Annotated in this window: 10 protein-coding genes; 7 read left to right on the top strand and 3 right to left on the bottom strand. The window is 58.3% G+C overall.

Annotated features, from left to right (window positions below):
• Positions 1-12: 12 nt before the first annotated feature.
• From deoB to yjjJ, 3 genes are all read left to right on the top strand, one after another.
• Entirely contained in the window at positions 13-1,236 is a 1,224-nt protein-coding gene (gene deoB, locus ACT3IC_RS06290) for a phosphopentomutase (protein WP_473476704.1), read from the top strand.
• 105 nt (positions 1,237-1,341) lie between these two features.
• Positions 1,342-2,064: a purine-nucleoside phosphorylase gene (deoD, locus tag ACT3IC_RS06285; protein WP_103178178.1), complete on the top strand. Its 723-nt coding sequence runs from the start codon at positions 1,342-1,344 to the stop codon at positions 2,062-2,064.
• 135 nt (positions 2,065-2,199) lie between these two features.
• Entirely contained in the window at positions 2,200-3,528 is a 1,329-nt protein-coding gene (yjjJ, locus tag ACT3IC_RS06280; RefSeq protein ID WP_473476701.1) for a type II toxin-antitoxin system HipA family toxin YjjJ, read from the top strand.
• A gap of 70 nt (positions 3,529-3,598) precedes the next feature.
• Here yjjJ and lplA read toward each other — a convergent pair whose 3' ends face one another.
• Positions 3,599-4,615: a lipoate--protein ligase LplA gene (lplA, locus tag ACT3IC_RS06275; protein ID WP_103178180.1), complete on the bottom strand. Its 1,017-nt coding sequence runs from the start codon at positions 4,613-4,615 to the stop codon at positions 3,599-3,601.
• Between the two features lie 35 nt (positions 4,616-4,650).
• Positions 4,651-5,298 (bottom strand): YtjB family periplasmic protein, encoded by a 648-nt coding sequence (locus ACT3IC_RS06270; protein WP_103178181.1) that lies wholly within the window; start codon positions 5,296-5,298, stop codon positions 4,651-4,653.
• A gap of 122 nt (positions 5,299-5,420) precedes the next feature.
• Here ACT3IC_RS06270 and serB point away from each other — a divergent pair, with 122 nt between their 5' ends.
• Genes serB through nadR form a run of 3 tightly spaced genes read left to right on the top strand, consistent with a single transcriptional unit; the run spans position 5,421 to position 9,054 of the window.
• Positions 5,421-6,389 carry a phosphoserine phosphatase gene (gene serB, locus ACT3IC_RS06265; protein WP_103178182.1) on the top strand — a complete coding sequence of 323 codons (969 nt, stop codon included), beginning with the start codon at positions 5,421-5,423 and terminating at the stop codon, positions 6,387-6,389.
• A gap of 11 nt (positions 6,390-6,400) precedes the next feature.
• The gene (radA, locus tag ACT3IC_RS06260) at positions 6,401-7,786 is read left to right on the top strand and encodes a DNA repair protein RadA (protein WP_103823183.1); all 1,386 of its coding nucleotides are present in this window, start codon (positions 6,401-6,403) and stop codon (positions 7,784-7,786) included.
• 35 nt (positions 7,787-7,821) lie between these two features.
• Positions 7,822-9,054 (top strand): multifunctional transcriptional regulator/nicotinamide-nucleotide adenylyltransferase/ribosylnicotinamide kinase NadR, encoded by a 1,233-nt coding sequence (nadR, locus tag ACT3IC_RS06255; protein ID WP_103178184.1) that lies wholly within the window; start codon positions 7,822-7,824, stop codon positions 9,052-9,054.
• Positions 9,055-9,161: 107 nt separating this feature from the next.
• Here nadR and ettA read toward each other — a convergent pair whose 3' ends face one another.
• The gene (ettA, locus tag ACT3IC_RS06250; protein ID WP_103178185.1) at positions 9,162-10,829 is read right to left on the bottom strand and encodes an energy-dependent translational throttle protein EttA; all 1,668 of its coding nucleotides are present in this window, start codon (positions 10,827-10,829) and stop codon (positions 9,162-9,164) included.
• A 220-nt stretch (positions 10,830-11,049) separates the two neighbouring features.
• Between ettA and sltY the strand changes: the two genes are divergently transcribed.
• Entirely contained in the window at positions 11,050-12,987 is a 1,938-nt protein-coding gene (sltY, locus tag ACT3IC_RS06245; protein ID WP_473476697.1) for a murein transglycosylase, read from the top strand.
• The last annotated feature ends 2 nt before the right edge of the window (positions 12,988-12,989 follow it).

Raw genomic sequence — 12,989 nt, 5'->3', positions numbered from 1 at the left:
TACGGAGAACATATGAAACGTGCATTTATTATGGTGCTGGACTCTTTCGGCATCGGCGCTACAGAAGATGCAGATCGCTTTGGTGACAACGGTGCAGACACCATGGGTCACATTGCTGAAGCCTGTGCAAAAGGCGAAGCGAACAACGGTCGTCAGGGCCCTCTGAATCTGCCAAACCTGACCCGCCTGGGTCTGGTTAAGGCCCACGAAGGTTCTACCGGCAACGTTGCCGCCGGTATGGACGCTAACGCGGAAGTGGTGGGCGCGTACGCCTGGGCGCACGAGCTCTCTTCCGGGAAAGACACCCCGTCAGGTCACTGGGAAATCGCCGGTGTGCCGGTTCTGTTTGACTGGGGCTATTTCTCCGATCACGAAAACAGCTTCCCGCAGGAGCTGCTGGATAAACTGGTTGAGCGTGCGAACCTGCCGGGTTACCTCGGCAACTGCCACTCTTCCGGTACCGTCATTCTGGATCAGCTCGGCGAAGAGCACATGAAAACCGGCAAGCCGATTTTCTACACCTCCGCTGACTCCGTGTTCCAGATTGCCTGCCACGAAGAGACCTTTGGTCTGGATCGCCTGTACGAGCTGTGCGAAATCGCTCGTGAAGAGCTGACCGAAGGCGGCTACAACATTGGCCGCGTGATCGCGCGTCCGTTTGTGGGCGACAAAGCGGGTAACTTCCAGCGTACCGGTAACCGTCACGACCTGGCCGTTGAACCACCAGCGCCGACCGTGCTGCAGAAACTGGTTGATGAGAAAGGAGGCCAGGTGGTCTCTGTCGGTAAGATCGCCGATATCTACGCTAACTGCGGCATTACCAAAAAAGTGAAAGCCACCGGTCTGGACGCGCTGTTTGACGCCACCGTCAAAGAGATGAAAGAGGCGGGTGATAACACCATCGTCTTTACCAACTTCGTGGACTTCGACTCCTCCTGGGGCCACCGTCGCGACGTTGCGGGTTATGCTGCCGGTCTGGAGCTGTTCGACCGCCGTCTGCCGGAGCTGATGGAGCTGGTGGGTGAAGATGACATTCTGATCCTGACCGCCGACCACGGCTGCGACCCAACCTGGACCGGTACCGACCACACCCGCGAGCACATTCCGGTGCTGGTCTACGGTCCGAAAGTGAAACCAGGCTCTCTGGGCCATCGTGAAACTTTCGCGGATATCGGCCAGACGATTGCAAAATACTTTGGTACGTCTGACATGGAATATGGCAAAGCCATGTTCTGATGACGCTGCCCGGCGGCGCGTGGCTTGCCGGGCCTACGTTTTTTGTAGGCCGGGTAAGGCGCAGCCGCCGCCCGGCAAAACAACATACTAATAAGGGAACTGAAGATGGCAACTCCTCACATTAATGCAGAGATGGGTGATTTCGCTGACGTCGTATTGATGCCGGGCGACCCGCTGCGCGCGAAGCACATCGCCGAAACCTTCCTCGAAGATGTGCGTGAAGTGAACAACGTTCGCGGCATGCTGGGCTTCACCGGTACCTACAAAGGCCGCAAAATTTCCGTTATGGGTCACGGCATGGGTATCCCATCCTGCTCCATCTACACCAAAGAGCTGATCACCGATTTCGGCGTGAAGAAAATCATCCGCGTCGGCTCCTGTGGTGCCGTGCGCATGGACGTTAAGCTGCGTGACATCGTGATCGGCATGGGCGCCTGCACCGACTCCAAAGTTAACCGCATGCGTTTCAAAGATCATGACTTCGCGGCGATTGCCGACTTTGATATGGTGCGTAACGCCGTTGACGCCGCCAAAGCGCTGGGCGTGGACGCGCGCGTGGGCAACATCTTCTCTGCGGACCTCTTCTACGCGCCAGACGGCGGCGAGATGTTCGACGTGATGGAGAAATATGGCATCCTGGGCGTGGAGATGGAAGCGGCGGGTATCTACGGTGTGGCGGCTGAGTTCGGTGCGAAAGCCCTGACCATCTGCACCGTGTCTGACCACATCCGTACTCACGAGCAGACCACTGCCGCTGAGCGTCAGACCACTTTCAACGACATGATCAAGATCGCGCTGGAATCCGTTCTGCTGGGCGATAAAGAGTAAGATTTACTGCGGGGGCGTTCTGCCCCCGTTTTTTATCTATTCACCTTTCACATCCAACCTCCGCATTTTTCTTTACATTTCATCTGAATATGCTATGAAATTTATTCAAGTATCTATTCATGAAACCATTCACTGATGACAGCGATTAATGATCTGCTGCTACAGGGCCCGCGTGGAGCGCCTGAGCTTCGCCAGCATCTGGGCATCAGCCAGGCGACATTTTCGCGTCTGGTGGCTACCCAGCAACAGGTGATCCAGTTTGGAAAAGCGCGCGCCACGCGCTACGCCCTGCTGCGCCCTGTGCGGGGCATCAGCGTATTTCCTTTCTGGCAAGTGAATGCTGAGGGTCGGGCCATCAAAGGCGGGGAGATTTACCCCACCTGGCCGCAGGGAAGCTGCCTTGTGCTACAGGCTGATGGGCAATGGCAATGGTTTGATAGTCTTCCCTGGTATCTGACCGACCTTCGCCCTCAGGGTTTTTTAGGACGGGCGTGGGGCCGCCGCCTGGCACAGCAATTCTCGCTGCCGGAAGATATTCGTCTCTGGCAGGAAAGCGATGTGCTTTATGCCCTTAGCCAGTTTCCTGGTGAGCATTCCGGTGGTTGGCTGGTGGGTGAGAAGAACTACCAACGTTGGCTCTGTGCAACCCCTCCGCAGCCCATTACCGACTTTCAAAAAAACCGGGTCTATGCGCAGCTCTCCCGGGAGGCGCTGGCAGGGGAGATCGTAGGTTCTTCTGCGGGTGGGGAACAACCCAAGTTCTCCTGCTTTGTCCAAACGGCAACGGGTGACGCGCATGTGCAGGTCAAGTTTACTGCGCCACAAAGTAGCGCAGTCTCTGTACGATGGGGCGATCTGCTGTTTGCCGAGGCTATCGCGCACAGCACGCTTACCCGGGCAGGGCTCGCGGCAAGCGATGCCATCGCGCTACAAGGGGAAAGCGGCCAGGTTTTTCTTGAGGCTAAACGCTTTGACTGCGAAGGCGTCACGGGCAGACGTGCCATCCTCTCCCTTGAGGCGGTACAAAGTGAATTTGTCACTGCGAGCGGAGCATGGCCGCACACGGTTGAGAAGCTCGTGCAGGCTGGCATCGTAGAGGCAACCGCTGCGGGACAGGTCGAAAAGATATCGGCGTTTGGGCGCCTTATCGCTAACAGCGATATGCACGCGGGGAACCTCTCTTTTTACTATTCCGCGTTCCCGTTATCCCTTGCCCCGGTTTATGACATGTTGCCCATGGCGTTTGCGCCTTCCAGCGCGGGTATGATGCGGGAAGAAGCGTGCGAGTTGCGTTTCGATAGCACAATATCGCGTCAGGCATGGGAATTTGCCCTGCCACTGGCAGCACAATTCTGGCAGCAGGTGATGGATGAAAAGCGGATAAGTGAAAATTTCCGCACGATCGCCGCGGGAATGAAAACGCGGTTAAGCGATATTGCGGTAATGGTCCAGAGAATGGCGTGAATGTTCTGCCGGGTGGCGGCTTCGCCTTACCCGGCCTACGGTTACAGGCCCGCGCAAGCGGGCATTTTTGTTAGCGTACCGCCCGCGCAATCCAGGCTGACAGCTCCCGCAGCTCTTTTTCCTGTTCCGGGAAATCGCCGATCAGGGCATCGCACTCTTGTTGCAGCCTATCCGCACGGTACAAACAGCCCTGCAGACGCGCCGCCAGCGCCTCTAACGGCGCCGGGTTCAGGCTGTCGGTAAAGACCTGGGTACGCGAGATATGGCCCTTCTCGACGTCGAAGTGCAGCTCCACGCCGCCCCACGTAAAGCGCTCATCCAGCAGGTGCGAGAAGGCAGGCGCCTGACCGAAGTTCCACTCCCAGCTGCTCTGGCGGGCAAAGGTTTCGGCAAAGTTCGGCAGATCCGGCGTCTTGTCAGGTGAAATGAGTTCGGCTTCAACCCGCTCGCCGTAATGGGCAAAAAACGCCTCGCGGATAGCATCGCAGATCCGCTCATGGGTGATGCCCGGCAGCAGATCCACCAGATTGGCAACCCGCCCGCGCACGGAGGTAATGCCCTTGGCCTGCAACTTTTTCTGGTCGGGATTGAGGTAGTTCGCCAGGCGGCTGAGATCGGCATTTAATAACAGGGTGCCGTGATGGAAACCCCGGTCCATCGTTTCGCGATAGGCCGAGCCGGAGACCTTCCGGTCACCTTCATCTGTTTTTACCACCAGGTCGTTGCGCCCGGAGGCTTCCGCCGTGGCCCCCAGCGCCTGCAGCGCGTTCAGTACGATGCTGGTGGAGATGGTTTTGTCGTACTCCGGCTTTCCGGCCATAAAGGTAAAGCAGGTGTTGCCGAGGTCGTGGAATACCGCGCCGCCGCCGCTGCTGCGACGGGCCAGGCGCACGTTGTCCTCTTCCATGCGTCGTGTGTTGCACTCTTTCCACGGGTTTTGCGCCCGGCCAATGACCACCGTGTCGGCGTTGCGCCACAGGAACAGCACCCGCTGCGTGGCGGGCATCTGGCGGAAGATGCACTCTTCTACCGCAAGGTTAAACCAGGGATCGTATGAATCTGAGATAAGCAGACGCAATGTAGACATGCAGATTTCCTTTCCTGAAACGGTTATCGACTCAATCACTCGCTTTTCTTTTCGCTCTCTTCCTCTTCAGGCACCGATTTACTGGCGGTGAGCAGGAATGGCGACTGCTGCCAGCGGGTGCGTTTGCCCTGCAGCAGCGTGCGGGTCAGCACCACGCCGATCGCCAGCGACAACAGCAGCATCAGGCGCAGAATATTGGTGGTGTTATCCACCTGCTTGGCCTCGGTGGCCAGGGTATGGGTGTCGAGCGTCAGACGCAGATAGCCGAGCGGGCCGTTTTTACCCTGAATCGGCTCCACCAGCTGCTGGTTAAAGTAGCCGCCCGCTTTTTTACCATCCAGCGCCAGCCTGTCGCGCACGTCGACATGCTCGCCGGAGCGGGCAATGAGGGCTCCTTCTTCATCGTAAACGCTGGCATCCAGGATGCGGCTCTCTTCCGTCAGAAGATGCAGCACCTGGGTGATGCGCTTTTCATCCGGCGTTTCGGTGCGCATCAGCGGGGCGATGTTGAGCGACACCTGACGCGCAAGGGTGTGCGCCAGCTCTTCAAGCTGCGGATTACGCTGCCGTTGATGATTCTGGCTGAACCACGATGCGCCCTGCATCAGCGCCACTAACAGGGCGAGACAGGAGAGGACAATCACGGCACGATGAAGCCGGAATTTCAGTTTTGCACGAGCCATATTCCACCTGCTGAAAATTTTCGGGGTTAATGTTGCCAGAAGTGATGGTTACAAGGTAGCCTCATGCGTTATTTTCCCTCCCCTGGATGATTCCCGGCGCGAACGATTTTACAGGAGCTTTAATGCCAAACATTACCTGGTGCGACCTGCCCAATGATCTCTCTCTCTGGCCAGGATTGCCGCTCTCATTAAGTGGTGATGAGGTAATGCCACTGGATTACCATGCTGGTCGTAGCGGCTGGCTGCTGTATGGACGCGGCCTGGATAAACAGCAGTTAACGACGTATCAGCGCAAGCTGGGCGCGGCAATGGTGATCGTGGCAGCCTGGTGTGTGGAAGATTATCAGGTGATCCGTCTGGCCGGTTCTCTGACCCAGCGTGCCACCCGTCTGGCGCATGATGCGGGTCTCGATGTCGCGCCGCTGGGTAAAATCCCGCATCTGAAAACGCCGGGCTTGCTGGTGATGGACATGGATTCAACCGCCATCCAGATCGAGTGCATCGACGAAATTGCTAAACTGGCGGGTACTGGCGAGATGGTGGCCGAAGTGACCGAACGGGCCATGCGCGGCGAACTGGACTTCACCGCCAGCCTGAAACAGCGCGTGGCGACCCTGAAAGATGCCGACGCAAATATCCTGATGCAGGTCCGGGAAAAGCTCCCCCTGATGCCGGGGCTGGTGCAGCTGGTGCTGAAGCTGGAAACCCTGGGCTGGAAAGTGGCCATCGCCTCCGGCGGGTTCACCTTCTTTGCCGAGTATCTGCGTGACAAGCTGCGCCTGGACGCGGTGGTCGCCAACGAGCTTGAGATCCGCGACGGCAAACTGACCGGAAACGTGGTTGGCGATATCGTTGATGCCCAGTTCAAGGCCAACACCCTGACGCGTCTGGCGGAAAAATATGAGATCCCGGTTGCCCAGACGGTGGCCATTGGCGACGGCGCGAACGATCTGCCGATGATTAAAGTGGCCGGGCTTGGTATCGCCTACCATGCCAAACCGACCGTGAACGAAAAGACGGAAGTCACTATCCGTCATGCTGACCTGATGGGGGTGTTCTGCATTCTCTCTGGCAGCGTAAACCAGAAATAAAGAGGTAAAACGTGGCGAAAGCTCCAAAACGCGCATTTGTCTGTAATGAATGCGGTGCGGATTATCCGCGCTGGCAGGGGCAGTGCAGCGCCTGTCATGCCTGGAACACCATCACCGAAGTGCGCGGAGTTGCCGCTTCACCCACCGTTGCCCGTAACGAGCGTCTGAGCGGTTATGCGGGCAACGCAGGTGTATCGAAAGTCCAGAAGCTCTCCGACATCAGCCTTGAAGCCCTGCCGCGCTTCTCAACCGGTTTTAAAGAGTTTGACCGGGTGCTGGGCGGCGGCGTGGTGCCGGGCAGCGCCATTCTGATTGGCGGGAACCCGGGCGCCGGGAAATCGACCCTGCTGCTGCAAACCCTCTGCAAGCTGGCGGCGCAGATGAAAACACTCTACGTCACCGGGGAGGAGTCGCTGCAGCAGGTGGCGATGCGTGCCCACCGACTGGGGCTGCCCACCAGCGAGCTGAATATGCTCTCTGAAACCAGCATCGAGCAGATCTGCATGATTGCTGAAGAAGAGCAGCCGAAGCTGATGGTGATCGACTCCATTCAGGTGATGCACATGGCCGATATCCAGTCGTCGCCGGGGAGCGTCGCCCAGGTGCGCGAAACTGCCGCCTACCTGACGCGCTTTGCGAAAACGCGCGGCGTGGCGATCATCATGGTCGGCCACGTCACCAAAGATGGTGCCCTGGCGGGGCCGAAAGTGCTGGAGCACTGTATCGACTGCTCCGTGATGCTGGATGGTGACGCCGATACCCGTTTCCGTACTCTGCGCAGCCATAAGAACCGCTTTGGCGCGGTGAATGAGCTGGGCGTCTTTGCCATGACCGAGCAGGGGCTGCGTGAAGTGAGCAACCCGTCCGCCATCTTCCTGAGCCGCGGCGACGAAGTCACCTCCGGCAGCTCGGTAATGGTGGTCTGGGAAGGGACGCGCCCGCTGCTGGTGGAGATCCAGGCCCTGGTCGATCACTCGATGATGGGCAATCCCCGTCGCGTGGCGGTGGGGCTGGAGCAAAACCGTCTGGCAATTTTGCTGGCGGTGCTGCACCGTCACGGCGGCCTGCAGATGGCGGATCAGGATGTGTTTGTCAACGTGGTCGGCGGCGTCAAGGTCACCGAAACCAGCGCCGACCTGGCGCTGCTGCTGGCGATGGTCTCCAGCCTGCGTGACCGTCCGTTGCCCCAGGATCTGGTGGTCTTTGGCGAGGTCGGTCTGGCCGGCGAAATCCGCCCGGTGCCGAGTGGTCAGGAGCGCATCTCCGAGGCGGCAAAACATGGCTTCCGCCGGGCGATTGTGCCTGCCGCCAACGTGCCGAAAAAGGTGCCGGAAGGGATGAAGGTCTTTGGCGTGAAAAAACTTGCTGATGCGTTAAATGTCTTTGACGACTTATAATTACCTGATCGATGTTGCAGGAGGCACCATAATTTATGTCGTCATTTGACTATATCAAGACCGCGATCCGCCAGAAAGGCTGCACCTTGCAGCAGGTGGCGGAAGCCAGCGGTATGACCAAGGGCTATTTAAGCCAGCTGCTGAATGCCAAAATCAAAAGCCCCAGCGCGCAGAAGCTGGAAGCGCTGCACCGCTTTCTGGGGCTTGAGTTTCCACGTATGCAGAAGAACATCGGCGTGGTGTTCGGCAAGTTTTATCCGCTGCATACCGGGCATATCTACCTCATCCAGCGCGCCTGTAGCCAGGTGGACGAGCTGCACATCATCATGGGCTACGACGACAAGCGCGACCGCGAGCTGTTTGAAGCGAGCGCCATGTCCCAGCAGCCCACCGTCCCGGACCGCCTGCGCTGGCTGCTTCAGACCTTCAAGTACCAGAAAAACATCCGCATTCATGCCTTTAACGAAGAGGGGATGGAGCCCTATCCCCACGGCTGGGATGTCTGGAGCAACGGTATAAAAGCCTTTATGGAAGAGAAAGGGATCCAGCCAAACTGGATCTACACCTCTGAAGAGTCTGACGCCTCGCAATATCCCGAACATCTGGGCACGGAAACGGTGCTGATCGACCCTAAACGTACCTTTATGAATATCAGTGGCGCCCAGATCCGCGAAAACCCGTTCCGCTACTGGGAATACATCCCGACGGAAGTGAAGCCGTTCTTCGTGCGCACCGTGGCGATCCTCGGTGGTGAGTCCAGCGGTAAGTCCACGCTGGTCAACAAGCTGGCGAACATCTTCAACACCACCAGCGCCTGGGAGTATGGCCGGGATTACGTCTTCTCGCACCTCGGCGGCGACGAGATGGCGCTGCAATATTCCGACTACGACAAGATTGCACTGGGGCACGCCCAGTACATTGATTTTGCGGTGAAATACGCCAATAAAGTGGCGTTTGTCGATACCGATTTCGTCACTACCCAGGCGTTCTGTAAAAAATATGAAGGGCGCGAGCACCCGTTTGTGCAGGCGCTGATCGACGAGTACCGCTTCGACTTAGTGATCCTGCTGGAGAACAACACCCCCTGGGTGGCGGACGGGATGCGCAGCCTGGGCAGCTCGGTGGACAGGAGAGAGTTCCAGACCATGCTGGTGGAGATGCTTGAAGCGAATAATATCGACTTTGTGCATGTGGAAGAGGCGGACTATGACAACCGATTCCTGCGCTGCGTGGAGCTGGTGAAAGAGATGATGGGCGAGAAGGGGTAAGCCCTCTGCCGCTCTGCTTGCCGGGACTACGTTTTTGTAGGCCGGGTAAGGCGAAGCCGCCACCCGGCACACATAAAAACGTCAACCCGTGGGTTGCCGTTTTGCCTTTACTTGGCGATACGCTTGTACTTGATACGCTTTGGCTCCAGCGCGTCAGCGCCCAGCGTGCGTTTCTTGTACTCTTCGTATTCGGTGAAGTTACCTTCGAAGAACTCCACTTTACCCTCATCCTGATAATCCAGAATGTGGGTTGCGATACGGTCGAGGAACCAACGGTCGTGGGAGATCACCATGGCGCAGCCCGGGAACTCCAGCAGGGCGTTTTCCAGCGCGCGCAGGGTTTCGATGTCGAGGTCGTTGGTCGGTTCATCGAGCAGCAGCATGTTACCGCCAACCTGCAGCAGTTTTGCCAGATGCAGACGACCACGCTCACCGCCGGACAGCTCGCCCACGCGTTTACCCTGATCAACCCCTTTAAAGTTAAAGCGGCCCACATAGGCGCGGCTTGGCATTTCGGTGTTGCCGATACGCATGATATCCAGGCCGCCCGAAACTTCTTCCCAGACGGTTTTGCTGTTATCCATTGCGTCGCGGAACTGATCCACGGAGGCCAGCTTCACGGTTTCGCCGAGGGTGATGGTGCCGCTGTCAGGCTGTTCCTGACCGGACATCATGCGGAACAGGGTCGATTTACCCGCGCCGTTCGGACCGATGATGCCGACGATCGCGCCTTTCGGTACCGAGAAGCTCAGATCGTCGATCAGCACGCGATCGCCGTAGGATTTACGCAGGTTGCTGACTTCAACCACTTTGTCACCCAGACGGGCTCCAGGTGGAATAAACAGTTCGTTGGTTTCGTTACGTTTCTGGTATTCGGTGTTGTTCAGCTCTTCGAAGCGCGCCAGACGGGCTTTGCCCTTAGACTGACGGCCTTTAGTGCCCTGACGAACCCACTCCAGCTCTTTCTCAATGGATTTGCGACGGGCCGCTTCCTGAGAGGCTTCCTGCGCCAGACGCTGGTCTTTCTGCTCCAGCCAGGAGGAGTAGTTACCTTCCCACGGAATACCTTCCCCGCGGTCCAGCTCCAGGATCCAGCCGGCAACGTTATCAAGGAAGTAACGGTCGTGGGTGATCGCCACCACGGTGCCTTCGAAGTCGTGCAGGAAGCGTTCCAGCCACGCCACAGATTCCGCATCCAGGTGGTTGGTGGGTTCGTCGAGCAGCAGCATGTCTGGCTTTTCCAGCAGCAGACGGCACAGCGCCACGCGGCGGCGCTCACCACCGGAGAGGTTGGCGATTTTTGCATCCCAGTCTGGCAGGCGCAGGGCATCGGCCGCACGCTCCAGCTGCACGTTCAGGTTATGACCGTCGTGTGCCTGGATGATCTCTTCATATTTACCCTGCTGGGCCGCGAGCTTATCGAAGTCTGCATCCGGCTCTGCGTACTTCGCGTACACCTCGTCCAGACCTTTCAGCGCGTTAACCACTTCGGAAACGGCTTCTTCAACAGATTCACGAACGGTGTGCTCCGGGTTCAGCTGCGGTTCCTGGGGCAGGTAACCGATTTTAAGGCCAGGCTGCGGACGGGCTTCACCTTCGATCTCTGTATCGATGCCCGCCATGATGCGCAGCAAGGTGGACTTACCGGCACCGTTGAGACCCAGCACACCAATTTTTGCGCCCGGGAAGAAGCTCAGCGAGATATTTTTAAGAATATGACGTTTCGGCGGTACCACTTTGCCGACACGATGCATGGTATAAACGAATTGAGCCACGTTGGACTTCGCCTCTTTTATCGTGATGAGAATAGTGGCGAAGTGTAGCCTTTTTCCCCGCCTAATCCCAGCCATCGACGGCAGGAGTGTTAAAACGCGCAAGAAAGGTAAAAATGTGTCGGTAACGTGGCGCGTTGCGGGATGCCTGGTTAGCATAAGTTAATTACGTTTTTGCGCGGCACGATGCTGCATTTAATGACGATTAACAGAGGATGAGCGTGTGGTAAAAGCCAAACAAGTGGGCTGGCGACTGTTGGCTGCCAGCGTCTGCGTGCTGACCATCAGCAGCGCGGCGCGAGCCGATTCACTGGATGAACAACGTAACCGCTATGCCCAGATCAAACAGGCATGGGATCAGCGACAGATGGAGACGGTGCAGGCCCTGATGCCGACGCTGAAAGAGTACCCGCTCTACCCCTATCTGGAATACCGCCAGCTCACCGACGATCTGATGAACCAGCCGACGATCACCGTCCAAAACTTTATCCAGGCCAACCCGACGCTGCCTCCGGCGCGTACCCTACAGTCGCGCTTTGTCAACGAGCTGGCCCGCCGTGAAGACTGGCGCGGCCTGCTGGCCTTTAGCCCTGAAAAACCCGGTACCACCGAAGCGCAGTGTAACTACTACTACGCGAAGTGGGCGACAGGCCAGCAGGAAGAGGCCTGGAACGGCGCCAAAGCGCTATGGCTCACCGGTAAAAGCCAGCCCAACGCCTGCGACTCGCTGTTCGGCGCCTGGCGCGCCTCCGGCAAGCAGGATCCTTTAGCGTATCTGGAGCGCATCCGTCTGGCGATGAAAGCGGGCAACACCCGTCTGGTGACCGCGCTCGCCGGACAGATGCCGCCGGAGTATCAGACCATCTCCAGCGCGCTGATCCAGCTGGCGAACGATCCGAAGACGGTGATGGACTTTGCCCGCACCACGGGCGCCACCGATTTTACCCGCCAGATGGCGACAGTGGCGTTCACCAGCGTGGCGCGGGACGACGTGGAAAACGCCCGGTTGATGATCCCATCCCTTGCCCAGGCGCAGCAGCTCAATGAGGATCAGACCCAGGAGCTGCGCGATATCGTGGCGTGGCGACTGATGGGCAGCGATGTCACCGATGAACAGGCGCGCTGGCGCGATGACGCCATCATGCGTTCCCAGTCCACCTCGCTGGTGGAGCGCCGCGTGCGCATGGCGCTGGGCAACGGCGATCGCCGCGGCCTGAATACCTGGCTGGCGCGCTTGCCGATGGAGGCGAAAGAGAAGGATGAATGGCGCTACTGGCAGGCGGATCTTCTGCTGGAGCGGGGGCGTGAGGAGGAGGCGAAATCCATTCTGCACAGCCTGATGCAGCAGCGCGGTTTCTATCCGATGGTCGCGGCCCAGCGACTCGGCGAGGAGTACACCTTAAAGATTGATAAAGCGCCGTCCGGCGTCAACGCGGCTCTGGTAAATGGGCCGGAGATGGCGCGGGTGCGCGAACTGATGTACTGGAATCTGGACAACACCGCCCGCAGCGAATGGGCGAACCTGGTCACCAGCCGCACCGTCGACGAAAAAGCGCAGCTGGCGCGCTATGCCTTTGATAATCACTGGTGGGATCTCAGCGTCCAGGCGACGATCGCCGGTAAGCTGTGGGATCATCTTGAGGAGCGTTTCCCGCTGGCCTATAAGGATCTGTTCGAACGCTATACCCGCGGCAAAACTATCCCGCAGAGCTATGCGATGGCGATTGCCCGTCAGGAGAGCGCCTGGAACCCGAAAGTGCGCTCGCCGGTGGGGGCCAGCGGTCTGATGCAGGTGATGCCCGCCACCGCCGCCCATACGGTGAAGAAGTTTAGTATCCCGGGTTACACCAGCCCGTCGCAGCTGCTGGATCCGGAGACCAATATCAATATTGGCACCACCTATCTGCAGAGCGTCTACGATCAGTTCGGCGATAACCGTATCTTCGCCTCGGCGGCCTATAACGCCGGTCCGGGCCGCGTGCGCACCTGGCTTGGCAACAGTGCCGGCCGCATTGACGCGGTGGCGTTTGTCGAGAGCATTCCGTTCTCAGAAACCCGCGGCTATGTGAAGAACGTCCTGGCGTATGATGCTTACTATCGCTACTTCATGGGAGAGAAAGATACCCTGATGAGCGACAGTGAGTGGCAGCGACGTTACTGATC

It is taken from the genome of Leclercia sp. GHBNCSD (genome assembly GCF_055805075.1).
This window is presented reverse-complemented; position numbering and strand designations above follow the sequence as displayed.